Below are 26,268 nucleotides of genomic sequence, written 5' to 3'. Positions count from 1 at the left end.
TTTTATTATTATCTGCATGAATGGCTTATAACTGCCGTTAATCCTGAAAAACCACCTGTCCGTTGACCAGGGTGTATTTTATCTTTCCCTTTACCTCTCTGCCATGAAAAGGTGTATTCTTCCCCAGGGAAGCAAAGGCCTCTTTATCAATCCGGTACCACTCCCTGGTATCGGCAATTACGATATCCGCTGCCCTTCCTTCTTTTAAACTTCCCTTCTCTATCCCCAGTATACCGGCAGGATTACAGCTGAGCTTGGCTGCCAGCTCCAGGGGAGAAAGTATCCCTGTTTCCACCAGCTCGGTATAGGAGAGGGCAAAGGCTGTCTCCAGTCCAACTATGCCAAAAGGAGCCTGAAGGAAAGATTTCTCCTTATCTTTTTTGCTGTGGGGGGCATGGTCCGTGGCTATTACATCCAGTATCCCGTTTTTAAGCCCTTCCTTTAGTGCCTCCACATCCTCCTTGCTTCTTAAGGGAGGATTCATTTTATAATTGCTGTCATCACAGGGAATATCCTCATCCGCCAGGGTAAAGTGGTGGGGGCATGCTTCTCCGGTTACGGGAAGTCCTTCCTTCTTCGCCCATGCCAGAAAATCCACGCTGTCCTTTGTAGAGCAATGGCATAGGTGAAGCCTGACTCCTGTCTCCTTTGCCAGCAGGATGTCTCTGATGGCAATAATATCTTCAACTGCATTGGAAATCCCGGGTAGCTGAAGTTCTTCCGCCTTTTTTCCTTTGTTAATGACTCCATTTCCAACCAGGTCCTTGTCCTCGCAATGGGCAAACACTGGTATGCCCGCTGCTTTTGCCTTGAGCATCCCCTCTCTGTAAAGGGAAGTGCTCATAACGGATTTTCCATCCTCACTGATGGCTGCCGCTCCTGCTTCTGCCATCCCTCCAATGTCCGCCAGTTCCTCTCCAGCCTGTCCTCTGGTTACGGCACCGATGGGGAGAATATGAACAAGAGAATCCTTCTTTTCCTTTTCTTTCAGCCATTCCACCATTTCCCTGCTGTCAATTGCCGGCCTGGTATTCGGCATGGGGCAAATGGTTGTAAAGCCTCCTCTTGCTGCCGCCTCGGAACCGGTTTTAATGGTTTCCTTATACTCAAAACCAGGTTCCCTTAAATGCACATGGAGATCGATAAATCCGGGCATTACGTATAGTCCCTGTGCTTCAATGACCTCATCCGCAGCAAGGTCAAGCTTCTCACCTACTGCCGCTATGACTCCGTCTTTTACATAGATATCCCGTATCCCATCCGTTCCCGTGGAAGGATCCAGTACATGGCCATTCTTAATTAATACTGACACGTTTTCCTCCCTTTCTATTCCTTTCAAGATTATTTGAATTTTAGTTTATTCTTCAGTTCTAAAGCTGGGACATATTGCATTTTTATACCTGGAAGAGGTCAAAAAACTTAAAGCAACATATATCTTTTCGTATAATAAGCTTGTACCGAAGCTAACTGGCACAAGCTCTAAAAATAGGACCTCTGATTCCTTTGTTTATATTATAATTCAGCCTTTGCAATATCCTCAAGCATTGCCTTATTACTTACATATTTCCCGATTTCCTCTTTCGTAACCCATTTAAAATCATTTAAATCTTCTGAAAGAACAACTTCATCACTCATGCTTAATAAATGGAAGCAGATTCCTATGGTGCAGACATCACCTATCATAAAGGACCAGGTATATAAAATCCTGTTGATATGGCCGGTAAGTCCTGTATTCTCATAAACAATGCGAAGCACTCCCTTCTCCGGAGTTTCTCCGAATTCCAGCTTTCCATCTACGAATTCCCACTGATACGGATCCATAATCCTGTCATCATACCATTTCTCTGCCAGTAAATATTTATCTTCATATTGGACTATACCTTTTACAAGTATTCTGTATTTTTCCATAAAATAACCTCCCGCTTTCCCTTTTTCTTTCTACGGCTCGACAGCTATAGTTATTTTCTTCCACCTGTCTGCTTTTATTATAACGTAAGCCTTCCGTAAATACAACCTTTCCTTTCATCCAAAAAAAGGATTGCATATTTAATCATTTCCTGTAAACCCTAATCCTGTAACAAACAAAAAAGGCAGTATGAAAAGAATGCAATTTACATGTTTCACCTGAAGCTATGCAAAATCTGCAAGAGGTGAAAAAGAAAGGATGCTTTTATGGATAATTTCGGCGGCTTTAATAACCTGCTCCCCCCTGCTCTGGCTCTTTATCTCACCAATGATTTAGTGGCAAGAGATAAATTCTATGATATGGATGACGAAAGACGGGGCGAATTCATGGAATATTCCAAGGAATTTCAGTCAAAGGAAGAGCTGGAGAGATTTTTGTATCATCACGATGAAGATAATTTTCAATAACTGCAATAAGCTGCTGTAATAATTTCTTCTCTTACGGAATGAAATTTGCAGCAGCTTATTAAATGTATTTTTTTATGATAAACGGAAAAAGGTCAGTTTCTCACAAGGGGACGGCAATTTGCACAAAGCAGAAAGACTCATGCTCCAATTCCAAGGTATAAGAAGTCCTAATTCTCTGAATATTTTGTGCTGGACATATTATCAAACAGATAACTCGCTACGCTCAAACAATCTGTTTGATAATATAGCACAAAATCTTCAGAGAAAAGGACTTCTAATACCTTTCCATAGTCGCATTCGTTCTTTCTGCTTTGTACAAATTGCCTGTTAATGTATTGAAACGGGACTTTTATGCTTGAATCATATTTTTTTAACTAATGCAGTATGACCATTTCAGCAGTTGACTTTAGCTTCCATTTGTCATATGATTCCATTTGTGGATATTGTAAAATCAGAATGCTATAAACGGTGCTCAAGTCTATTTAATATCCGGCGGAGAGTTATTATCCATAAAATACAAATTGGATTGCACAATTTATATCATTTATATATTTCAGCACATGGTCTTACTACCGTAACATCTGCTATCACATACAATAATCATGTCTGCTCTATTAGTAAATAATAAAGCTGCCTATCCACTAGAAAATACATAAATTAACCTGGGAGTGAATATGAATACTAATCTATTTAAAACTATAATGAAGGCCTTATGCTTTACTTTTTTAGCAGTATTAATCTCATATTTTGTAATTGGTAAATTATTAGTTTATGCTTTTAACTTTTCTACAGTTGAAGCTTCCTATCATTTAACAACTTATACCCTATTAATTGGTCTAATATTTATAATTATATTCTGTACAATTCTAATACTTGATAAAATAGATAGTATAACTAAGAAAGATTAAGAGTAATTTTTCGTTGTTTTTCGTAAGGAATTTTCCCGTACCATTAACACATATGCTAACACCCCACAGGTACTGCCCCTCCCTCCTGAAAGGGTATGAGGAAGGTCCGTATCCCGCTGGAGTAGGGAGCAATCTCGTAATGCTGGAAGAAGATTACTACCCCTTCCGGCACTACATAAAAATTCTTCTCATTAAAATTCTCTTTTACCAGATCGTTTACATCCTCAAAATATATGTTATTGTTATCCGCTATATCTTTGGCTGTCTGCTTGTTGATTTCAGCAATAATATAGGACGTGTAATCCTTTTTTCCCGGAAAGAATTCCGATAGATCCATTCTTCTTCCGCTCTTTAGGTTCCAGGTATCCGCACTTCTGGTGGTCATTCCATGGGCACCGCCTGTATATTCATAACGGTCGAAATACAGGCTTAACACGCAGTTATTATTATGGGTAATTGTATATACCGTCAGCACTTCATACGGCCTTACCGGGAAGTTGTTGCTGATAGCATATTCATAATCATCAATGGACATTTGAAAAAGCTTTGCAACATGGTATTTCTTATAAAGGACTGCCTCTGCCTTATAATATGCACTGAGCTTATTTGCAAAATTCCGGAACCGCTCGGAAGAAAATTGAGGATAGTTGATAGTATAGGTCAAAAGCTTCTGTCCCTTATACTCCATATCTCCTTTTAGCTGATTTGCTTTTACATTTACATTATTTATAGCCAAGCTGCTTCACCACAATAATCTTTGTGTTAGTATATGCTTTAAGAGCCCTGCTGGTTCAAGATATTCGCCAAAGCCTCATAAGCCATAGTAAAGGTCTGCTCGCTGTTTGACAGGGAAAGCTTTCCCCCTTCCTTTTCCAGCTGCTTAAAGCCTGCAAAGTCAGCAAGATGGGGCTCAAGGCTTAAAAATCCCCGGTACCCGTTTTTATCAAGGTCCTCCAGTATTTCCTTGATCCGTCCGTCTCCCGCTCCCGCTTTTCTGACCTCACCGGTTTCTTTCACCGCATCCTTAATATGGATATAGGCAATATAGGGCTTTAGAAGTTCATAGGCTGTTAAGGTATCCTCCTTACATTGGACGAAGTTCGCAAAATCAAATACTGCTTTAAAATTAGCATCATAAAGACTCTCCAAAATATCCTTGCAGCGGGGAGCCGTATCCCCGTAAATACCCTTTTCATTTTCATGCAGCAGTACTGTCTCATGAGCCCTGGCATAATCCTTAAGCCTTCCAAGGCGCTCTATTACCTCATTTTTGTACTTCCCCGCCTCTTCCTTTTCCGGGATATAAAAGCTGAATATCCTGATGTTGGAGGTATCAAGGGTATGTGCTGTTTCCACAATTCTTTTAAAGCTGTCAAGGTGTTCCTGAAATCCATCGTTTATTGATATCTTGCCGATGGGGGAGCCAATGGCAGATACCTTGATTCCTTCGCTGTCTAAGTATGACTTTAACTCGTTTACTTCTCCCGGGGCAAAATCCGCTACATTTCTTCCTCCAGCACTGCGGAATTCCAGATATTCCATTCCAAGGTCCTTTAAAAGCCTTACCTGTACAGTAAGGTCTTCACTGATTTCATCTGCAAAGCCCGTTATTTTCGATAATTTAAGCATACCATCCTCCTTAAATTCTTTCATTTCTTTATCTACTTTATCTTCCTTATCTTCCTTATCTTCTTTATCTACTTTATCTTCCTTATTTTCTTTATCTACTTTATTCTTCACTTTTAATGAGCTAGTTCAATCTCATTTCCTGTTCTGGCAGATTCATAAACCGCCAGCATTAAGTCAATCGTATTTTTTACCTGAGGGATACCTAAGGGAATCTTCTTTCCTTCCTTTAATGCCCTGTAGTAGTCAGTGATGCAATCCAGGTGTCCCGCACCCCAATAGCTCTTGCCCATGCCTTCCTTCTGCTCTGTCCGGGTCGTGGGGAAGTTCTCCCCGGTTAATTCCCTGCCTTCAAAGTCAAAACAGGCAGCTCTCATTTCTTCAATACGCAGATTCATGTTCTCACAGTGAAGTTCTATGATAGGAGGCATATTGGTGCAGTAGGCTGTTGTCGCATAAAAGCAGCCCTCTACGCCATTTTCATACCGGATAAAGGCTTCCATCATATCTTCCACCTCAACGATATCCTTCAGATGATGGTTTGCCATCACAGCGTCTGCCTTTACCGGCTTCCCCAGAAACAGGGTAAGTAAATCCAGAGAGTGTACTGCCTGGTTAATTAAGACTCCGCCTCCCTCTGTTTTAAGAGAACCCCTCCAGCCGCTTTCCGTATAATACTCCTTATTCCTGCTCCAGCTTACAAGGGCTCTTCCCCCTTTGACCTTTCCGGGTATGCCCTGTTCCATAAGCTTCTTAGCCTGCAGGGTTCCCGGATTATAACGGTTCTGAAAGCACAGTCCCAGCTGACCCTCTGCCCTGTCCTCTGCTTCCTTTAACCTGGCATATTCCCCATAGGTCATAGCCGGAGGCTTCTCCATAAATACATGCAGTCCCTTTGCCAGGGCAGTTTCCGCCATCGGAACGTGAAGATAATGAGGCGTACAGATGTGAAGCACCTGGAAATCCTCCTCCTGCAGCATCTTCTCAAAGGAGGTATATACTTTCGCGCCGTACTGTTCTCCAAGACCCTGTGCCCGTTCCTCCCGGATATCACAGACAGCGGCGAGCTTTACACCCTTTTGCCTGTCAAGGCAGGCGGCATGTACCTGTGCAATACTGCCGCATCCTGCAATTGCTGCCCTTAAAACTCCCTTGTTTCCATTATCAGTTTCCATTTCCGCTACCGTAACTGCCTTTCGTGTCAAAGGTAATTTCCTTTACATTTTCCTTAAGGCCCGAAGCCTTTCTTCTCTTATTAAGCTCATCTAAAAACAATTCTTCGTCCACAGGAAGGGTTACCGGCTGCTTCAGCCAGGAAGATAAATGCATGGCATTTGAGAGCATCAGGCCTCTGATACCTTCCCTTCCGTCGGCTATTAAGGGGGTTCCATGAAGAATTCTGCCTGCAAAAGCTTTCAAGACTCCTTTATGCTGGCTGTTTTCTCCTGTAAGCTCCAATTCCCGGTAAGCGCCCTCCGGCCTCTTAAAGCCTTCCGTCGCCTTAAAGCAGTACTCCCTTTCATTTTCAGCAAGCTCATACAGGGTAAGCTTATCCTCTTCACTTACCAGCTTCCCTTTTTCCAGGGTAATTTCAAAACGGTTTGTTCCCGGTGCATCGCCTGTGGAGGTAATAAAGACGCCGGTAGCACCGTTTTCTAATGTAAAATATGCCGTTACATCATCCTCTACTTCAATGTTGTGCCATTTCCCGTTATGGCAGAAGGCCTGCACCTCTTTGGGCATTCCGCATATCCATTGCAGCAAATCCAGATTATGAGGGCACTGGTTTAAAAGGACCCCTCCTCCCTCGCCGTCCCAGGTGGCTCTCCAGTCCCCGGAATCATAGTAGGCCTGGGTGCGGTACCAATCCGTAATAATCCAGTTGACCCGCTTTATTTCCCCAAGGCTTTTACCGGCCACCAGCTCCTGCATTTTTTTATAAATCGGATTGGTTCTCTGGTTAAACATCATGGCAAATACCAGATTATGCTTTTCTGCTTCCTCATTCATCTCCCTGACCTGCTTGGTATAAACTCCCGCAGGCTTTTCGCAAAGGGCATGAAGTCCATGGCGAAGGGCGCTTATTACAAGTACCGGATGCTGGTAATGTGGTGTTGCCACCAGTACGGCATCACAAAGGCCGGAAGCAATAAGCTCCTCACCTTCTGAAAATATCTCCACCTCTTCACCAAGCTCTGTCCCTGCCCATTCTCTCCGGCTTTCCTTTCTGTCCGCCACCGCTGTCAGCCTAAGGCCTGGAATTTCACCTTTTTTTATGCTTTGTGCATGGGCACTGCCCATATTTCCGATTCCGATAATTCCGATTCTAACCTCTTTCATCTTTCATCCTTTCTATGTAAATAAATTTAAAGTGTTAACCTTCACTCATTATCATTAATTCAATTTGGCAAGTTGGGATTCGCTCCCGCATAAATAATGAAACTGAATAGATTCAACTTTATTAATAAGCCAGATGTATACCTATTCATAATCAAGAAAGAATCTGAAGGTAAAGCAAAAAAGTTTCTGTTATTCTAACTTTCGTATTTTATTTCTCTTGACTTACTGAATTTTACATGTTATACTTACGAAGTATTTTAAATAAAGATTTGATCTCACATATTTTTGTAAGTCATTATTTTTTTGATTTACCAGGATATGTGTTTTTTTGTTTATAAATATAATAAATATTTAAGGAGGTATCTTTCATGAATAAAGGTACTGTAAAATGGTTTAACGCACAAAAAGGTTTCGGCTTCATCACTAACGATGAGGGCGGCGAAGATGTATTCGTACATTTCTCCGGACTTGCTATGGATGGTTTCAAATCTATAGATGAAGGTCAGGCTGTAACGTTTGAAGTGACAAAGGGTGCTCGCGGAATGCAGGCAGTCAATGTACAACTTGCATAAGTAAAACATTGATGAAAAGGATTGCTTTTATAGTGATCCTTTTTTATTTCACTAAATTTTAGTTTGATGCAATAAATAACTACCAACAAATTCCCTCTATTCATATTCAAACAGCTTTCCCGACTATCAATATTCAGTTGTCAAGGAATATCCGGCAATTTTAATTAAACTACTCGTAGCCCAGTTTTTTCAGATTCTCATAGCTCTGTCTTAAACAGTGAAAGGGGCTGGTCTGGCAGGTATCCTGTTCCACTAACAGGTACTCACAATTGGTTTCTTTTAAAGCCTCCAATATTCCGGGAAAATTAAGGTTTCCTTCTCCCACAGGTGCCATTACCCCACTGCCGCTCACCACAGCCATATCCTTAAGATGTACGCAGGGCAGCCGGTCTTTTAATTTCCCAATCCAGCTGATAACATCTGCACCTGCTGCCTGTACCCAGTAAGTATCCAGGGTAATACCCATCTCCTGTGGTGTAAAGAGCTCCAATAACCTCTCCAGCAGGGTTACTCCATTTTCCTTTTCGAATTCAAAATTATGGTTGTGGTACATAAAAAGCTTTCCGCTGGCAGCTATCTTCTTTACCGGCTCCTTAAAATCCTCATAGAAATAAGACAGCCAGTCCGTCCCCCTGTATTTCTCCGGCATAGCACCAAGGCCGATATAAGAGCTTCCCAGGATGTCATGCTCTCTAATCAGGTTCTCCGTATCATACAGAATACGGTTGATATCGCTGTGGGTCAGGACTGTCTTTACCCCATGACTGTCACAGATTTCCCGAAGCCTTTCCGGGGCGATTCCCTTTCCGACTCCTGATATCTGAATGTATCGGTACCCGATATCTGCAATCTTATTTATCGTTCTCTCAAAGTCTTCTTCAGTCTGTATATAATTTCTTACCGTATACAACTGTGCTCCCAATTCCATAAGTTTATGCCTCTTTCCCTTATTTTTTCTTTTATCTGTCCTACTATGATTCTACTGTATTTTCCCTGGATATACCATTGCATATCCGGACAATTATATTGCAAATATAGCGGTTTTGCTTTATAGTTAAGAAAAAGCAATCAAAAAAGGAGATACCATGGCTGCACTGGCAGAAATTACAACAGAGCACATTATGTTTGGCTACAGTTATTCCAATGAGCCCAATAAAGACTACCAGCTTCATTGTCACAACTTTTTTGAAATCTACTACTTTCTGGAGGGAGATATAGACTATCTGGTGGAGGGAACGCACTACAAACCTGTTCCCCACAGCCTCCTGCTCCTGGCTCCCAATGTGTTTCATGGCGTCCGGGTCAACAATGAGAACACTTACCGGCGGGTAGCCCTGCATTTCTATCCGGAGCTTCTGTCCCTGGAACGAAGAGCCCTGCTGCTGTCGGTATTTCCCGGTACTGCAAAGGATGACAGCAAGGAGATTTATTATGAGGGCATGGCAAAGGAAAAATTCTATCCTTTTCTGGAAGCATTGATTGAATGTGCAGAGCTTCCCGCTGACCTGCAAAGTGCCATGGTGCCCGTCTATCTGGAAGCACTCCTGTCCCGCATCAGGGTATGCGGCGGCAGCAGTAATCCACCGGACAGTAAGGAGGGCAGTTCCGAGACCATCAATCAGGTTATTGCCTACCTGAATGAGCAGTTTACCAGCCAGATAACACTTGACCTGGTAGCCGCAAAGTTCTGCCTTAGCAAGCACCACCTGAATAAGGTATTTCGTAAGGCTACCGGTACCACCCTCTGGGATTACCTGTCCTATAAACGGGTTATCTATGCCAAGCAGCTGCTGATGGGAGGCCACAGCGCCGAAGAAGCTTCCCGGATGTCCGGCTTTTCCGATTACTCTGCCTTTTACAGAGCTTACCGCAAAATCACAGGAAACAGCCCTATAAAGGACCGTGGTGCTCTGCCTTCCCTTTTCCATTAGTAAATAAAAGTATCATTTAGAGATTTTTAGAATACCTTAATTGTGAAAACATCCGCTTTAAAGGGACACGAATCTGCCATGATGAATAAGAAAACCGTAAGCTTATGTATGATCGTAAAGGATGAGGATTGGATACTGGACCGCTGCCTTGACAGTGTTACAGGTATTGTAGACGAAATTATAATCGGCGATACGGGCTCTACCGATAATTCAAAGGAAATTGCTGCTAAATATAAGGCTCAGGTATTTGACATTCCCTGGGAGGATGATTTTTCCAGGGCAAGGAATATGACCTTAAAGAAAGCTGCCGGTGACTGGATTCTGCTGCTGGATGCGGATGAAATCTTTGACAAAAGGGATACGGAAGCTTTTTTGCAGCTTCTTGACAATGAAAAGTATGACGGATATCATTTTACCCTTCTGAACTATTTTGATGAAGAGAACACAAAGGAATATTCCGTTCATTACGCTTTCCGTTTGCTAAGAAACACCGGAGAGTATTACTATCAAGGCAGAATCCACGAACAGATAAATAAAAAGGGCAGTCCTCTGGACGGCTCCCGCTTTACCCTTGCCGATGTCACTTTGTTCCACTACGGCTATACGGAAAAGGCCATTGAAAGGAAGCAAAAGCATGCAAGAAACATGCCTCTCCTAAAAAAACAGCTGGAAGATAATCCGGCTGACCCCTACTTTCTCTTTAATATTGCCAATGAATATATGGCACAGGGGGATATCAATAAAGCACTGGAGGTTTACCTGAAATCCTATGAAAAGAAGGCTGTTTCACAGGCATATTTTCCCCATATCTTCTACCGGATCGTCCTCTGCTATATGACCTTAAAGGATTACGGAAATGCTCTTTCCTTTGTGACTGAGGGTTTGGCTTATTATCCCGAGTGTACCGACTTCGAATACTTAAGGGGCTGCATTTATCAAAAAAGCCACCGGCATCTGCTGGCTATTGCCTCCTTTAAACGCTGCCTCACCATGGGAGAGGCACCAAACAGGCTCAAATTTACCGGGGGCTGCGGTACTTATAAGGCCTGTATATCCCTTGGGGATATTTATGAGGAGGAAGAAGTCTATTCCAATGCGGTGAACTGCTATGTCAATGCCCTGGAATACAGGGAGGCTCCGGGCTGCACACTCTCCCTGGGAAGAGCCCTGTCCCATCTGTATGCCGACGGCCATCAGCTTTTTGACCAGCTAATCTTAAAGCTCCCCTATGGGGATCATGATGAAAAGCAGCTTCATGCCATCAATATCCTTATCGAAACAAAACTTGGCCAAACGGCAGAGTCCATATTGGAACAGAGCAATTTGATTCAAAAATGGAAGGAGGATTATCTGTTTCTGTCCGGAAAGCTTTCCTTTTACCTCCATGATTACAAGAAAGCAATTTCTGCCTTTTCCGCACTTTATGAAGATAAACTCTCTCTATCCGTCCTGTCCTGCTATAAAGACGAAGCACCCTCCTACTATTTTCTATCCCTTATCCTAAACGATTTACTTTACTCCGATAAGCTAACCAGCTTTATTGACACCCTGACAGCCGGGAGAAAAAACACCTGCCTGCTTACTGCCGGCCTGCTTCTGCCCGATGCCTTCCCGGAAGAAAGCACCTCCGTATTTGACTATCCTTTCTTCTTTATGCTATTTGAGATCTTACTAAAGTCAGGGCAAAAAGATACTGCTGACAGGCTTCTGCCTGCTATTCCAAAGCTTTTTATTCTGGATTCCTATACAAAGCTTGGTGAAATATATGCCCGTCAGGGCTATCCCGTGGAAGCAGCAGCTTCTATTCTGCAATCGGTAAAGGAGTATAACTACATCGACAAGGACAGCGCCTGGTGGCTAAGCTCATGTTTGTAACCTGAATATAACATATATTTCTGCTGCCGTTTGTTATTTTAGATGGCCCCAGAGAGCACTTTATATCTCTTATTTCATCTCTTTTCCTGCTTTTGCCACAGGTTATTTAATGCCCTTATTTTCATAAAATGACAGCAAACACTACACTTCTACCTAATCTTTTTTTGTCAACTGGCAAATAAAGCAGAAAGGAATAGTAAAATAATGTAATTTCCAATAAATGGATGTTTCATGATTCTAAATCAAAATTTGATGCCAAATAATACCATTTTATAAGTTTGACTGCAATATTCCAGTATGTTATAACGTAGTCACCAAATTCACTCCAAAAAGTGCATGAGGGAAATTAAAAGAAAGGGGTTTTATTTATGAAAGCATCTTATTTAAAAAGAATCATGGCATCTGTTCTTATTATCTGTACTGTTTTTTACCTGCTGGCAGCTCCTGCTGTAAAAGCTGCAGATAATAGTGATGCTGCCGTCACCGGAAACAATTATCCCATTATTATGGTCCATGGTTGTTTTGGCTGGGGAGGCAATGAAGCAAACGGAATGTATTACTGGGGAGGTGAACAAAGTCTTACACAAAAGCTTATTGCAAAGGGATATACCGTATATTCTCCTTCTATCGGACCTGTTTCCAGTAACTGGGACAGGGCATGTGAGCTCTATGCGTACATAGCAGGCGGAACCGTTGATTATGGGGAAGCACATTCCAACAAGTATGGACATGCCAGGTATGGAACAACCTACCCTGGTGTCTACAAAGAGATTGGAACCTTGGACTCTTCCGGCAATGTCCGGAAAATCAATTTAATCGGCCACAGTATGGGTGGTCAGACAATCCGTATGTTAGCACAGCTATTGGAGAATGGGGATGCCAATGAAACAGCCGCTACCACGGACGGAAGCCTCAGTCCTCTTTTTACCGGAGGAAAATCATGGATAGCCGGCATAGCTACGATTGCCACTCCTCACGACGGAAGCCAGGAAGCACACCGTCAGAGTACCATTGAGCCGCTTACCCATCAATTTTATGCAGCAATTGCAGCATTAAAAGGCAGTGGTTTCGATTTTGATAGTTCAGAATATGATTTTAAATTAGGCCAATGGGGATTAAGCAGACAGCCTGGAGAATCCTACTCAGACTATTACAACAGAGTAATTAACAGTAACATCTGGAAGGATAACAAAGATTTAAGCCTCTGGGATTTAACACCGGAAGGTGCCAGAGAATTAAATTCCTATGTAAAGGCCCAACCGGATATCTATTATTATTCAATTGCATGTGCCGACACCCACGAAAGCAAGCTGACCCATTTTTATGTACCCAATACAAATATGAATCCGGTTCTTATAAAAAGTTCGGCATTCATGGGCATGTACACCAATAATAAAGAGGGAGACGTTCCAATTGATAGCAGCTGGTGGAGAAATGACGGCGTTGTAAGTGTTATATCAGCCATCAGCCCCAAGGTAGGTTCAACGGACCAAACCATCAATTACAACGGAACAGCTGTAAAGGGTGTTTGGAATTACCTTGGCGAAATAGATAATACCGATCATGTTGAGGTCTGCTTAATGAAATACGACCGGGCCGGAATTGAACAAATGTATTATAATCTGGTAGATACACTTTCAAAAATTGCTATGAATTAATTAAGAATTAAACTAACTAAAAAATAATTTTAGGCTGGATAGCTCCTAATTTTCTTAGCAGCTATCCAACTTTTGTTATACCGTTTTTGCTATACAACTTTTGCTATACAGCTTTTACTATCCATATTCGAACGTTGAGTATATTTTAATCCCCATTCATTTCGTAAGTTTACTTGCGAAACTGCCCAAGCAAAAAGTAAAAATTGCTTTTTGCTTCAATAGGCATAACATTCTTCCCCAAAAATCATTTTAAAGATTAACCCGACAAATGCCCCGTTTCAACATAGCACAGGCAGTTTGCACAAAATAGAAAGCATGAATGCGCCTATGGAAATGTATTAGAAGTCCCGGACTTCTTATACATTGTAATCGAAGCATTCATGCTTTCTATTTTGTACAAACTGCCGTCCCCTTGTGAACCCCTGCCCTTTACCATACAATCCATTTAAACCAAATCCCGAAAAGAATTCTCAACAACATTAGGCAGTAAATCATAAATATTGCATCCACACAAGCCATCAAAATACTTTTTCAGATTCAAAAAAGCCTTCCACTTGTTAATTGTAAAATCCGGCACCCCATGCCGCATTGCAACATCCAGGAGCCTCTTTTCCATAATACAGGCACCCTCAGGCAAAGAGATGGCATCACAAAGCTGTATTAAACGGTCATAATCGTCATATTCTGCTTTTTGTAAGTAATCTGCAATAAAAGCTTTTTCTTCCATGGTACAGTCAAATTTTCCCAGAAAGGTATTTATATCCTTTTGGGGAAAGGAGTGTGTCAGGCAAATTCTTGCAATTTCCTTTTGCCCCAGACTTGTCATATAATTGTATCCGTCCAAGGTATGCAGAATCGATTTGAAGCCCTCCCGCCTGCCTATATCATGCAGTAAGCCCATGGCATAGGCAACATCCCTGTCCATATGCTCAATCCTTTCCGCTATTAGCCCTGCATTTTTACCAACAGATTCACTGTGTCCAATCCATGCTCCGGGATTCATCTCTTCTGCTATTTTAAGCTCTTTTTCTGCTTCTTTGGGTGTTAATATCATGTGTTTTTTCCTCTGTATTCTTAATAGTTTCCCGCAGCTCTATTCTGACATCATGCTAAGAAGAACCTCCGCCATACTTTCATAACCATAGACTGCCGCAACATGTTTTAACCCCTCCATTATTTCCTTTCTTGAAAAATCGTGTTCTTCCAGAAAATCGGTATCTTTACCGTTCAAATAGGAATAAAACATAAGGGCAGTTTTAAAATATTGAATATCCTTGGGATTCAAATCATTTAATAGTTTATTCTCCGCTTCATTGATTTCTCCTTCATCAATGAGATTTAAAAGCTTTGTGTATTTTTCTTCCTCTTCCTTTTCCTTTTCGTCAAAAATAAGTTCTTCTTTGTTATCCGAATCTATACGAAAGATTAATTTTAAGAAAGCCCTGACCATCTCATGTATCAGGCGCATAATATAATCCTGCTCAAACATAAGCTTCTCCTTTCCAGACTATACATTATCAAACATTTGGAAAAGGCTTCAATTATTCATGCGCACTTTTAGGGCAACCGGTGTTATAAAACCCGGATAAAAATACCGCAAACAGTAAACGGAAAGAATTATTACTATCAGCAGAAGCCAGGAATACCGGGCTATTTGTTCTGCTTTCTTTTCAATAAGCTTAAGCACTTTCCCTGGATTAATTCTGAAAGGCTTTGCAAGAATACTGCTCTCCTGCCTCTCAACGGCAGAAAAGGCTTTCAGTTCTCCGAACAATCCATAGCTGAGGGCAATTCCGTCAGACAGTACACTAACCGAAATATCTACCATAAAGAGCAGTATAAAAGCTCTGAACAATACCTTTTTAGATAAGATTCTTCCATTCATGTACTCACCTGCCTTTGTAAGATAAGAAAAAATTGCTGATATATCAATCAAATACCCTTCATAAATTCCGGCTTTGCCGCTCTGCACAAATCAATCACATAGTAACCCAATAATGCCGAAGTGCCTCTCATTCAGCACCTGCACCCTTGTCTATGCTTTTGCTGTAATAGTATAACACCATTTCCAGGACCCGTTCCCCCTTCAGCATTAAATCGTAACTGCCTTCATGTAAACACCAGTCATAGATAATCCCTCTGCAGTTGCTTAATATATCTTCTGTTATGGTCTGTGCTTCTCCAAAGAGGTTCTCAGAAGTCAACTCCCCCTGTACTGCCTCATAAATGGTCCTGTAAAAGAATCTATCCTTATTTAAAATATATTTTTCTTCATAGGTCAATTGGTTCTTGAAATATTGGGAAGCAGCCAGGGCACCCATCTGCTGCATGGATTGCATTTGTCCGGCTACCAAAAAGCGAATGGCCTCCAAGTCATTGTCCGGATGTCCGTCATCCCAAGCTGCTTCTAATTGGTCATCAAACAGACGATACCCTTCATTCAGTATACATTCTTTATTTTTAAAATGATGGTAGAAAGCGCCGATTGACACCTGAGCTGCCTGGCAAATATCATTGACTGTCACGTTTTCATATGAATATTGGCCAAATAGTGCCACGGCACATTTGAATATTCTTTCTTTCGTTTCAATGGCCTGTTGTTTGCGCTTGGTCTGAGGCTTCATAACTTATCTCCTTTAGTAAATATATGAAATCATATCATGGAATAACCTGTTTGTCAAAAACTGTTCACCAGCCGTCATTTTTAACAAAATATAATTCGCCGAATTGTATTCTGTTACTATTGACAGTCTCAAAATAAGAATGTTATACTTTTGTCAAAGTTAAGCGGTGGCATAAACGCTGGCTTTATAATGGAATCTGAGAAAAGAAAGGAGCAACGTATGTCTGTTAAATTTACTCATTTATTTTCACCTGTAAAAATCGGCAAGGTGGAAGTGCGCAACCGCATTGCCATGATGCCAATGGGTGTTTTTTCTCCCCGTTTAATGAATCCGAAGACCGGTGCCTACACAAAGGAGGGTGCGGATTATTATATTGAACGTGCAAAGGGAGGAACCGGCCTCATCATCACCGGCTTAGTACCCATCATCCCCATGCCCTATCTGAATCCGGTAAATAATCCGGAAGCTTATGTATCTGAAATGAAATATTTGATGGATGGTATCCACCAATACAATTCCAAAATATTTATCCAGCTTACAGCTATGAATGGCCGTGCGGCAAAGCTGGAGGATGAAGCCTCCTGGAAGCTGCTTCCTGCTCCGGCACCCATTCAGAATGTATGGGACCCTGAAATTAAAAACAGAGGAATAACCGTTGAGGAAATCCAGCAGTACATAAAGAATTTTGCTGAAGCTGCCTCTTTAGTGAAGCAGGCCGGCGGCGACGGCGTGGAAATTCATGCTGTCCATGAAGGGTACCTGCTGGACCAGTTTGCCATTGCATTTTTTAATAACCGCACCGATGAATACGGCGGCTCACTTGATAACCGTCTGCGTTTTGCCAGGGAAATTGTAGAAGCCATTAAAGCAAAATGCGGAAGTGATTTCCCCGTGTCCATCCGTTACAGCGTCCGCAGCTATATCAAGGATTTTAACAGAGGTGCCCTGCCGGGAGAAGAATTCGTTGAAAAGGGACGTGATTTGGAAGAAGGCATTCTTGTCGCCAAAAAATTAGAGGAATACGGCTATGATATGCTAAACTGTGATAACGGAAGCTATGATTCCTGGTTCTGGCCTCATCCGCCTATGTACATGCCCAAGGCCTGCAACCTGAAAGATGTGGCAGAGGTGAAGAAAGCTGTCAGCATCCCTGTTGTCTGTGCCGGCCGTTTTGATGAGCCTGATGTTGCGGAAAATGCCATTGCCGAAGGAATGATCGATATTATGGGCATGGGCCGTCCTCTTCTGGCAGATGCCGAGCTTGGCAATAAATTTTATGCAGATCAGCTGGAGGATGTCCGTCCCTGTATTTCCTGTCACCAGGGCTGCCTTGGCCGTATTTTTCAGGGCAAGGATATCAGCTGTGCCGTAAATCCTGCCTGCGGACGGGAAAAAAGCTATCAAATTCAGCCAGCTGAAACCAAAAAGAAGGTTCTGGTTATCGGCGGCGGCCTTGGCGGAATGGAAGCAGCAAGAGTCAGCGCACTCCGGGGCCACGAAGTGGATTTATATGAAAAAACTGGTGAGCTTGGCGGTGTTTTTGTAGCTGCTGCCGCACCTGATTTCAAAGACGACGACAAGCATTTACTGGCCTGGTATAAGAGACAGGTACAAAGCCTTCCCATCCATATTCACATGAATACGGAAGTAACCTCCGACATGATTACCGGATACGATGAGATATTTGTGGCTACAGGCGCAAAAGAGCGCAAATTGAACACCCCCGGATTTGATAAGCCCAATGTAACCTATGCTTTTGACACCCTATGTAATACGAAGATAAAGGGTGATAATGTCGTTATTGTAGGCGGAGGTCTGACCGGCTGTGAAATTGCTTATATGCTGGGCTGTGAGGGTAAGAAGGTTACCCTTGTGGAAATGAGCGAAACCATTTTAAATGCCTTCGGCTTGTCTGCTGCCAACTATAACATGCTGATGGAACTCCTAGACTACTATAAGGTCAATGTCATTAAAAATGCTGTTGTGGAAAGCTACGAGGATGGAAAAGCTGTTATCATAGAAACGGAAAAGAACTATCCCAATACTGCAAACCGTGCAAGGCTTATGTATGCCCTGGGTCCCAAGGGAATGCAAAAGAAGCATGAAATTCCTGCCGACCATATCGTAGTGTCCATAGGCTATATCCCTAATAACTCTTTATATGAGGAAATCAAGGGTGACCATGTTCATCTGATCGGGGATGCAAAGCAGCCCACCAATGTAATGGACGCCATCTGGGCTGCCTATGAAACGGCTATGAATATCTGATCTGCTATTGTTATTAACAATATATTATAAATGTACTTACATCAGCCCCGATATACGGTCTCTGTTATATGATATTTAGACTTTATCATATGATATACAGTGTCTGTTATATGATAAAAAGACTCTATCCTATAATATACAGTGTCTGTTATATGATAAAAAGACTCTATCCTATGATATACAGATTCTGTCATATCGGGGCAGTTATTGGGTAAATAAACTGCTGTTCCTGATTACGAAAAATTTCCGGCTATTTGTATTAAAATCATATGCCTAATTTTCGGCTGAAAGGCTCCGTTTAATATTTCGTGTAAACTTGTTTTACAGAATACTCCATTTTGAGCTTAATGAAAATACACAGAAATATACGAAATGCAGTCAAGGCAAGGGTTTCAGCCTCTACTGCGGTTCATGGATTTTATATAATAATTAAGACTCAAAATTTCCAAAACACTGAATTTGAAACGGTCTCGACTGAAATGTCACTAATCTTAACTCTTCTGCCGCCTTATCAATTTTTCTTGTAAAAACAGTATTATCCATCTAATTTATACTTCGTATCCTGAAACCCAAACCCAGTCATACCAGGACTGCCTTTTGTATTTTCTCTTCATTGAGCTTAACAAATGTATATATATCTGCTGAATCCTTTGCCAGCTTTTCATCCCCAATGCCTAAAAAATACGCTGTAAATAATATTTCGATATTCTTCATCACGCAGGTAACAGCCTTCTTTTCAAGAGTGCTTAACGCTGCAATGGAATCATATCCTCCTATTACCTGCCGGATAATTTCATACCACTTCTGCTTTTCCACACGGTTATTATCTTCTTCCAAAAGAATTCCTAACAGAAAATAGCATAAATCAAATATACGGATATTTCTCTGGCTTAAATCAAAATCGATATATCCTGAAAATACTCCATTATCAAATAGAAAATTACCCAGGTGGACATCTCTGTGTATTAGCTGCTTCGGCAGTTCATCATAAATTTGTGCCAGCTCGTCAATTGAAGCTTTTATATCATCCTGCTTCAAATAATCCGGGTTAAATTTATGTAAATCCCTATTCACCCAGCCGTTCATTTCCTCAAGCATACTGTTGTTCCAAAAGCTTATTTTCTTTTCACATTCCTGAAAGGCAATATGAAGCTTCGCTAATAGTATACCAAATTCAAAGAACCATCTGCTGTCACATTCCTGGAGCTTTACAATATTTCTTCCCTTCAGTTTTGCGGTAAGCACATACAACTTATTATTCCGCTCCAAATAATCCTGCTGATCCGGCAGCTGAATAATCTTCGGAACCGGAATTCCTGCTTCATAAAGTGTCCTCATCATCATGAGGTTTCTCTGCAGAGCATTCGGATCATCATATTCTTTCAATACATAGGTATTGTTGATATTCCAGGCCGAATGATATATTTGGACCGGCTCACCTTCCAGGTTCCATTCTTTTATTAGTTCTTTCATCATAATTATCACTGGCTCCATTTTTCTTTTTTGTGATAAAATAATTCTTCTTACACTATTGGCAGATAAATGATAACATTCCGATATTGCTGCTATTTCAACACCCTCCAGATATTTATCATAAATATGCCGGTTCCTTAATTCCATTTCACGATGGTAATTCGTCTTTTCGCCCCACTTATTCTTCTTCCAATCACTTTTTGGGATATAGACGTATACCCCTTCTGCATATTTTCTGATTTCCTTTAATAAATCCTCAGGCAAGACTTCCTGCCCATTAATATACTTCAATCCTATCACCTCAATTCCTGTTAATTTTATCATATCCGGAATACACTTACATTCCCAAACTCATTTCTGTCAGAATATTGAGCAAATATATCGTAACCCTTATTATTGCCTGAGTCATTATAATACAGAACGCAAAAACCCCGAAAGATATCAATCTTTCAGGGTTGTGCGGCTAACTTGCTTTTAAATATTATTTTAGATCTTTTACTTCAACTTTGTATACCGATAAATAAGCACAGACAAGAGAAATAATTACCAATGTCAACGGAACAATCGCATTATCCCTTACTGTAAAATTTCCAACCGTTCCATTCATTACACTAAACAGCAGAAAGGCAGTAATGATTGCTGCTTTCGATGAATTCATTAACCGTCCTATAAAGAGGGCAATAAACCCAAGGGTTATCGTTACAGCAGATTTTAAGGTAATCTGTATATAAAAACTTATTTCCGCCATATTATATCCCAGGGGAAAAGATGCCTTGGCACTTCCCCCGGCTGCTGCAAGAATTCCATAAATAAACAACTTTCCTATCATTAATGCCGCAAAGCAAAACAGCCATACCGACAGCATTTGTGAAACCACAATTTTTTGACGTTTTATTGGATAGCTGAACATCAGATTCATGGTTTTATTCTTATATGGCGTTATAATGAAAGAAGACATCATAACAGCAGTAAATACCAAAAAGCATAAATTTGTAAATAACTCTATCTGAACTGCCATTGTTTCCATGCCAGGCGCTGAATCCGGCACTCCCGTTGACTCATCGTTGGCAATGCCAAGATAACATTGTGCATACATAAACAGCCCCACTAAGGCAATTAAAACAGCAGCCCCCAGAAAATATCTTGCAGTGTTATTTTTTCCCCACTCCAGCTTTATTAATTTCCACATTTATTTTACCCCCTCTGTCAGCTTTAAAAAGTAATCTTCCAGCGATTCTGTTTTTACATTCAGTGCCTGAATTGCAATATGATTGTCTGCAAATACACCTGAAAGCTCTTGGGAGGAAACTTTATTATCATAGACCCGGATGCGGTTATCTTCCATAATTTTAAAATTCTGCAAATTCATTTTCTCTGCAATGGTATATGCCGCCTGCTTTATATTGGGAGTTGTAATCTCAATATACTCCAGTCCCATATCCGATATTTCTTTCATCGATATTTCCTGCAACATTTTTCCGTGATGTATGATGCCAATTGTTTGCGCAATACTTTCAATTTCTGATAATAAATGACTGGAAATAAGTATTGTAATTCCATACTCCTTGCACAGCATCGTCAATAAATCACGAATCTGTTTCATACCGGCCGGGTCAAGACCATTGGCCGGCTCATCCAAAATCAATAACTCCGGTTTTGTAAGTACAGCTCTTGCAATCCCTAAGCGCTGCCTCATTCCTAAGGAAAATTCCTTTGCCTTTTTATCCTTTGCATCGGAAAGATAGAGCATATCCAATGCCTGCTCCACACAATTAGGACTATAATAGCCCATATATTCACAATGAAGCTTCAGGTTTTCTGCTGCACTCATATTTTCGTAAAAGGTCGGGAATTCAATAATACTTCCCATTCGCTTCAACACCTGATAGGAATCCGGCATTAATTTTTGTCCGAATAAATTGATTTCTCCCGAAGTTGGTTTCCAAAGATTTGTCAGCATTTTCATGGTTGTAGTCTTACCGGCTCCATTTGGTCCCAGGAATCCATAAATCTGGCCTTGGGAAATATGCATATTTAAATTGGAAACAATCTCTTTTTCCTTTACTCTTTTTGTAAGATTATTCGTAGTTACTATATACTGCATACATTCTCTCCTTTTGTATTTTCATCCATAAGTCTAACATATCGGATTTTCAAAACTCTTGAATAAATCTTACAAATTTCTTTCGTGCACGATTTTGAGATATTAATATTAATTCGGGTGTCATACGTCAATCTAAGCTTTCGTCAATGTTTATTTGGGGTATAAAAATGCAGCGAAGCCCGAATCAAAATTCCATCCGATGAAGTTCCAACGTAAAGACGGTTCTCACCTTTGGCACACTGTCCAGAACAATATTCCCTCCCAGCTTTTCAGCCAATTCCTTTGCAATGGCAAGTCCAAGCCCATTACCCTGTATCTCCCTGTTTCTTGAATCCTCCGTCGTATACAGCCGGTCAAACACATGTGCCTTCTCTGTTTTCCCAATTCCCTTTCCTTTATCAATGATATCAATACTTACCTTGGCTTCATCATAGCGTATAAATAACCCGAAATATTTTCCGTCGCTGCCATAGCGTATGGCATTGGATATCAAATTTAATATGATACGTTTCAGAGCATCCTGGTTGGAATATACATATAATTCTGTTTCCGGAATCTGAATATCTACGTGAAAATCTTTTTCCGTTAATATTTCATAAAAATCCACTATGATTTCTTTGCAGAATTCACCAACATGAATTCTAGTCATTGTTAAATCAATATCCCCCGCTTCGATCTTAGCCAATGTAAAAAATTTATTGATTAAATCCATTACCTCATCTGCTTTTATTTCCACCTTTTCAAGCATTTTAGTATGATATCTGCTATCCAGCCGCATAATTTCCAGATACCCAAGTATTACAGTAAGTGGGGTTTTTATGTCGTGGGACACATTGGACAGCATGCGCTTTGCTTTCAGTTCGGACACCCTGTAATCGGTTTTTACCTTTTGACGGCTTTCCAGAGCCCTGTTCATCTGTTCAATTAAAGCAGCTACTTCTCTTTCGTTAGTAAACAGCATGATTTTTTCGTCTGTCCCCTCCGTTAGAATTCGATCAAGCTCAGATGAAATATTCTGAATCTGCTTACGTATTTTCCCTCTTTCAAACAGTAATAAGACTATTATTGCCACTAATAAAATCAAACTTGTCCCCAATATATAAATCCACATAGCTTTACTCCTTCGGATTTCCTAGTTTATATCCGATTCCCCATACCGTCAGTATATATTCCGGCTCTCTGGGATTATCCTCTATCTTGTTCCTAAGGCGGCTGATATGCACGTTTACTGCATTTTCATCCCCCAGATAATCGTCTTCCCATACCATCGAGTATAGCTGGGCTTTTGTAAACACTTTCCTGGGATTTTCCAGCAGCAGCTTAAGAATTGCAAATTCCTTTGATGTCAGTTCAACTTCTGTTTCATTTTTTACAACCATATATGTTTCAGGATTAATGGTTACTTTTCCGGCGGACAGCAATTTCACTTCTTCCTTCACTGGGTTTGGAATGTACTGGGTAGACCGTCTGATATTAGCCTTAATTCTGGCTAAAACTTCTGTCACGGAAAATGGTTTTGTAATGTAGTCATCCGCTCCAAGTCCAAGCCCCAAGGATTTATCGGAATCCGTATCTTTCGCCGACATAATAATAATAGGTACAATGCTTTGAGCCCGGATTTTTTTCATTACCTCTATTCCATTTAATTTTGGTATCATAATATCCAACAGCACCAAATCAAAAGGTTGTTTTAAAAAGAAGTCACAGCCTTCTTGTCCATCGTATGCCGTAACAACTTCAAAGCCTTCTGATAGCAGATAATCTCTTAGCATATCACTGATTTCTATATCATCTTCTATTAATAATAAGCGCATTTTTTATTTTCCTTTTCATCAATTATAAGAAATCACAGTTCAGTCCATCATATTTTAAGTAAATGTCATTCTTTAAATTCCTGCTTCTCACAGCAGTTAACATTATTATATCATTGTTTTGTACTCAATCCAACATATACCAGTAACAGTTATGAAACATATACCAATAACAGTTATGCATTGCATTGCCAATAAGTAGAATAATTCCCATTATATTTTAATAATATTTCCAGACGCAAAACATCGCCAGAAACTTTTAAGTAATGAATTTCTGACGATGGTTGAAAATATAATTCAGTATTTGATACTTCTATCTCATTGATTAGTTTCTCACAGATTACTGTGAAAGGCATATAACATAAAACAAAAAAGGCGGTCAGGGAAATGCTTCCCATACTGACCCATTTAACCTGATAAATCTACTGAAGGAGTAATTTCCATCTCTCTTTTAATTGCTCGTCCTCTTCAATAGCAGAAACTTTAACAATATCATGATAGAGCTCATTTGAAATATCACATATGGGCTTATTTAATTTCTGCTTCCATCCTTCCAAAGCCATTGCGGCCATGTTGCGGTATCTCGTTATAGGAGAATGAATGGATGCTTTGATAAGAAGCTCACCAAGATAGGGATAATTCCCAAGATTCTGAACCACCATATCAACATTCCAATGTTCTGCTTTTCCTAAGCCTAATAGCTTGCCCATTCCCTTTGCAACTTTTTCATACACAAGATTATCCTCGGATACCTTTACAGCTTCTTCCACATACTGATTTACCTCAAATAGATAAGAAATGTAATTTACATTTGCTTCAAAATTATTCTTTAACTGCTCTAAATATTCTGCTGCAATATCAATATTATGCTTCCTGGCCACATTGATTGCATACCATTGCTTTTTTTCCTGCAGTGAATTTAATATGGATAATTTAAAGTCCGTTTGAGAAAAATACCGGTCAATACTTTCTTCCACCTTTTTAATCCATGTTTTATCCTCACCATCATATGTATTCACATAATCAAGGATGGAATCAAGCAAAGTTATATCTTCAATGTTCAGTCTGATTTCCTCATATTGTGTTACAAACATAAACAGAAGCTCGTTGGCATTTTCTATTACAGATATCCCATCACAAGGCCCTTCATCCAGTAATCCTTCGATCATATCTTTTGTACCGCTGAATTCACGTTCATTCAGTTTACGGGTTTTCAAAACATGATATAAGTCACATTTTTCCGCACATACCAATGCCAAATAGGAATACATTATACTGTTCCTGCAGCCCTCACATAAAATCCATTCCTTCATTTCTTCGGTTTCAGGCTCTAACTGTTCAACAGCATCAATCTTTCCCCATCCCTTCAGCCTCTTTGCTAATTGGAAATAAGCATTATTTTTATCGGTCCAATCTGACATGTTTAAAACAACATATTCCGTAAAACCTTCCCATACAGCCAAATCCAATAAAATATTTTTTAGCTCGGTATTATCATCGATATTAAATAAGCACAATAGCTTCAACCCAAGTTTTACCGTATATTCTTCCGTTCCGTCAGTAATAAAAAAACATGCCAGGTTCAATAAGCTGTCAGCTGGTATCCCCTCTTTATTTTCATATATTTGTTTTATTATTCCGTCGGATATTATCATTTCATTTGAAAGCAGACCGGATTTCTCCAATTCATTTATGACCAGCTTAGGTAATTGGCTTATTCTTTTCACTAAAAAATCATATAACGCCTCATTATTCCCACTATTTCCGGAGGTATGGTGTCCAAAGATTCCCTCTAAAGCACCAGGTGCAAACCGTATCGTTTCCTGGGTATTAATTTCTTCAAGTTTAAAATCTGCCGGCAATGTATGGTCTTCCTGAAAAGCCCTGCATATACGATTATAGATAGCTTCCTTACCAGTATCGCTGTTCTGATTTGTTATCTTACTCTTCTGATTTGTTATCTTACTCTTCTTTCTTCGGAATATATGATTTATTAGCATATTCTCTTTTTTGCGGAACATATGCTTTTCCTCCCCCTATATACATTGCAGATTTTTATCTTTTGTATCATTGTATCAGTAAAATTGCATGTTCCGGCGCGGCACATATGGCTTCTGCAGGTTACCGGATGCTTCTTATGTTAAACCTTCAATTTTCTCCATATGTATCAATTTGTCTCCTTGAAAAGACAGCTTTACAATCCATGGCTGCCGATAACAATGTTTTTATTTTCGTACACTCGCAAGACCTGCATTAATGCTTCAATATTGCGGCTTTGAACTTCCCGCAAACACTCACCATCCGAAAGTTTGTAATCAAAATCATTCCACTGCATCTCAGTGAACTTATTAAAATCTTCTATCCAAATGCTGTAGACTTTTCTTTCACGAAAAGCTTCCACTATAAGAATTGGATATCCAAATGAATCTGCAAAGTCTTTAATTGTTTCAACAGCCCTCGTATATGGGCTTGACAAAACCATATCGATATTTTTATTACTTAAATATTGTGTCACTGATTTACTGTCTTCTTTTCCTTTTTGCGTCAGTGGCCGTTCCCTGTCATTATGGTTTGTATAATCAGGCTCAGCATGCCTGATAAAATAAATGGTTGTCATATTTATTTCTCCAAATTATTTCATTTAGAATTCATTCAAGCAATATTTTTAATTTTAAATATTGATTCATGTATCATAGGCCAATGCC

At 40.3% G+C, this 26,268-nt stretch carries 24 protein-coding genes; 6 read left to right on the top strand and 18 right to left on the bottom strand.

Features of this window, described 5'->3' with window-relative positions; all coding sequences use genetic code 11:
• Positions 1-37: 37 nt before the first annotated feature.
• Both BUB77_RS04180 and BUB77_RS04175 read right to left on the bottom strand, forming a co-directional pair.
• The gene (locus BUB77_RS04180) at positions 38-1,312 is read right to left on the bottom strand and encodes a dihydroorotase (protein WP_073273251.1); all 1,275 of its coding nucleotides are present in this window, start codon (positions 1,310-1,312) and stop codon (positions 38-40) included.
• Positions 1,313-1,512: 200 nt separating this feature from the next.
• Positions 1,513-1,908 carry an NUDIX domain-containing protein gene (locus tag BUB77_RS04175; RefSeq protein ID WP_073273250.1) on the bottom strand — a complete coding sequence of 132 codons (396 nt, stop codon included), beginning with the start codon at positions 1,906-1,908 and terminating at the stop codon, positions 1,513-1,515.
• Positions 1,909-2,172: 264 nt separating this feature from the next.
• Here BUB77_RS04175 and BUB77_RS04170 point away from each other — a divergent pair, with 264 nt between their 5' ends.
• Positions 2,173-2,373: a hypothetical protein gene (locus BUB77_RS04170; RefSeq protein ID WP_073273248.1), complete on the top strand. Its 201-nt coding sequence runs from the start codon at positions 2,173-2,175 to the stop codon at positions 2,371-2,373.
• Between the two features lie 963 nt (positions 2,374-3,336).
• On the opposite strand, the gene BUB77_RS04160 is transcribed toward BUB77_RS04170, so the two are convergent.
• Genes BUB77_RS04160 through BUB77_RS04145 form a run of 4 tightly spaced genes read right to left on the bottom strand, consistent with a single transcriptional unit; the run spans position 3,337 to position 7,247 of the window.
• Positions 3,337-4,017 carry a DUF3298 and DUF4163 domain-containing protein gene (locus BUB77_RS04160; RefSeq protein WP_084123909.1) on the bottom strand — a complete coding sequence of 227 codons (681 nt, stop codon included), beginning with the start codon at positions 4,015-4,017 and terminating at the stop codon, positions 3,337-3,339.
• Between the two features lie 38 nt (positions 4,018-4,055).
• Complete coding sequence (locus BUB77_RS04155) at positions 4,056-5,021, bottom strand: sugar phosphate isomerase/epimerase family protein (RefSeq protein ID WP_242962370.1); 966 nt, start codon at positions 5,019-5,021, stop codon at positions 4,056-4,058.
• Positions 5,022-5,023: 2 nt separating this feature from the next.
• Positions 5,024-6,112 carry a Gfo/Idh/MocA family protein gene (locus BUB77_RS04150; RefSeq protein WP_242962368.1) on the bottom strand — a complete coding sequence of 363 codons (1,089 nt, stop codon included), beginning with the start codon at positions 6,110-6,112 and terminating at the stop codon, positions 5,024-5,026.
• A complete protein-coding gene (locus tag BUB77_RS04145; RefSeq protein ID WP_073273243.1) occupies positions 6,072-7,247 on the bottom strand; it encodes a Gfo/Idh/MocA family protein in 1,176 nt (391 codons plus the stop codon). The genes BUB77_RS04150 and BUB77_RS04145 overlap by 41 nt, the downstream gene beginning before the upstream one ends.
• A gap of 368 nt (positions 7,248-7,615) precedes the next feature.
• Between BUB77_RS04145 and BUB77_RS04140 the strand changes: the two genes are divergently transcribed.
• Positions 7,616-7,819 carry a cold-shock protein gene (locus BUB77_RS04140; RefSeq protein ID WP_073273241.1) on the top strand — a complete coding sequence of 68 codons (204 nt, stop codon included), beginning with the start codon at positions 7,616-7,618 and terminating at the stop codon, positions 7,817-7,819.
• A 169-nt stretch (positions 7,820-7,988) separates the two neighbouring features.
• On the opposite strand, the gene BUB77_RS04135 is transcribed toward BUB77_RS04140, so the two are convergent.
• The gene (locus BUB77_RS04135; RefSeq protein ID WP_073273239.1) at positions 7,989-8,747 is read right to left on the bottom strand and encodes a sugar phosphate isomerase/epimerase family protein; all 759 of its coding nucleotides are present in this window, start codon (positions 8,745-8,747) and stop codon (positions 7,989-7,991) included.
• A gap of 157 nt (positions 8,748-8,904) precedes the next feature.
• Between BUB77_RS04135 and BUB77_RS04130 the strand changes: the two genes are divergently transcribed.
• The 3 genes from BUB77_RS04130 to BUB77_RS04120 all read left to right on the top strand — a co-directional run bounded on the left by BUB77_RS04130 (position 8,905) and on the right by BUB77_RS04120 (position 13,283).
• Positions 8,905-9,750, top strand: coding sequence for a helix-turn-helix domain-containing protein (locus BUB77_RS04130; protein WP_073273237.1), 846 nt, complete (start codon positions 8,905-8,907; stop codon positions 9,748-9,750).
• A 78-nt stretch (positions 9,751-9,828) separates the two neighbouring features.
• Entirely contained in the window at positions 9,829-11,625 is a 1,797-nt protein-coding gene (locus BUB77_RS04125) for a glycosyltransferase family 2 protein (RefSeq protein WP_073273235.1), read from the top strand.
• 368 nt (positions 11,626-11,993) lie between these two features.
• The gene (locus BUB77_RS04120; RefSeq protein WP_073273234.1) at positions 11,994-13,283 is read left to right on the top strand and encodes an esterase/lipase family protein; all 1,290 of its coding nucleotides are present in this window, start codon (positions 11,994-11,996) and stop codon (positions 13,281-13,283) included.
• A 445-nt stretch (positions 13,284-13,728) separates the two neighbouring features.
• Here BUB77_RS04120 and BUB77_RS04115 read toward each other — a convergent pair whose 3' ends face one another.
• The 4 genes from BUB77_RS04115 to BUB77_RS04100 are packed head-to-tail and all read right to left on the bottom strand — an operon-like array spanning position 13,729 to position 15,907.
• On the bottom strand, positions 13,729-14,337 hold the full coding sequence (locus BUB77_RS04115) for an HD domain-containing protein (RefSeq protein ID WP_073273232.1): 609 nt from the start codon (positions 14,335-14,337) through the stop codon (positions 13,729-13,731).
• Between the two features lie 39 nt (positions 14,338-14,376).
• Entirely contained in the window at positions 14,377-14,772 is a 396-nt protein-coding gene (locus tag BUB77_RS04110; RefSeq protein WP_073273230.1) for a DUF6483 family protein, read from the bottom strand.
• Positions 14,773-14,820: 48 nt separating this feature from the next.
• Positions 14,821-15,255, bottom strand: a complete 435-nt coding sequence (locus BUB77_RS04105; protein ID WP_139241105.1) for a hypothetical protein — start codon at positions 15,253-15,255, stop codon at positions 14,821-14,823.
• Positions 15,256-15,295: 40 nt separating this feature from the next.
• Positions 15,296-15,907 (bottom strand): TetR/AcrR family transcriptional regulator, encoded by a 612-nt coding sequence (locus BUB77_RS04100; protein ID WP_073273226.1) that lies wholly within the window; start codon positions 15,905-15,907, stop codon positions 15,296-15,298.
• A 219-nt stretch (positions 15,908-16,126) separates the two neighbouring features.
• Between BUB77_RS04100 and BUB77_RS04095 the strand changes: the two genes are divergently transcribed.
• The gene (locus BUB77_RS04095; RefSeq protein WP_073273224.1) at positions 16,127-18,175 is read left to right on the top strand and encodes an oxidoreductase; all 2,049 of its coding nucleotides are present in this window, start codon (positions 16,127-16,129) and stop codon (positions 18,173-18,175) included.
• A gap of 579 nt (positions 18,176-18,754) precedes the next feature.
• Here BUB77_RS04095 and BUB77_RS04090 read toward each other — a convergent pair.
• From BUB77_RS04090 to BUB77_RS04060, 7 genes are all read right to left on the bottom strand, one after another.
• Positions 18,755-19,972 carry a CD3324 family protein gene (locus BUB77_RS04090; RefSeq protein ID WP_073273222.1) on the bottom strand — a complete coding sequence of 406 codons (1,218 nt, stop codon included), beginning with the start codon at positions 19,970-19,972 and terminating at the stop codon, positions 18,755-18,757.
• A 157-nt stretch (positions 19,973-20,129) separates the two neighbouring features.
• Positions 20,130-20,837 (bottom strand): ABC transporter permease subunit, encoded by a 708-nt coding sequence (locus BUB77_RS04085; protein WP_073273221.1) that lies wholly within the window; start codon positions 20,835-20,837, stop codon positions 20,130-20,132.
• Entirely contained in the window at positions 20,838-21,752 is a 915-nt protein-coding gene (locus BUB77_RS04080) for an ABC transporter ATP-binding protein (RefSeq protein WP_073273219.1), read from the bottom strand.
• Positions 21,753-21,936: 184 nt separating this feature from the next.
• On the bottom strand, positions 21,937-22,863 hold the full coding sequence (locus tag BUB77_RS04075) for a sensor histidine kinase (RefSeq protein WP_073273217.1): 927 nt from the start codon (positions 22,861-22,863) through the stop codon (positions 21,937-21,939).
• A 4-nt stretch (positions 22,864-22,867) separates the two neighbouring features.
• Positions 22,868-23,566, bottom strand: coding sequence for a response regulator transcription factor (locus tag BUB77_RS04070; RefSeq protein WP_073273215.1), 699 nt, complete (start codon positions 23,564-23,566; stop codon positions 22,868-22,870).
• 419 nt (positions 23,567-23,985) lie between these two features.
• A complete protein-coding gene (locus tag BUB77_RS04065) occupies positions 23,986-25,584 on the bottom strand; it encodes a hypothetical protein (RefSeq protein ID WP_073273213.1) in 1,599 nt (532 codons plus the stop codon).
• A gap of 173 nt (positions 25,585-25,757) precedes the next feature.
• Positions 25,758-26,180 carry a histidine phosphatase family protein gene (locus BUB77_RS04060; RefSeq protein WP_242962367.1) on the bottom strand — a complete coding sequence of 141 codons (423 nt, stop codon included), beginning with the start codon at positions 26,178-26,180 and terminating at the stop codon, positions 25,758-25,760.
• Positions 26,181-26,268: the final 88 nt, after the last annotated feature.

The sequence above is a fragment of the Anaerocolumna jejuensis DSM 15929 genome (assembly GCF_900142215.1).
Taxonomy (GTDB): Bacteria; Bacillota; Clostridia; order Lachnospirales; family Lachnospiraceae; genus Anaerocolumna; species Anaerocolumna jejuensis.
This window is presented reverse-complemented; position numbering and strand designations above follow the sequence as displayed.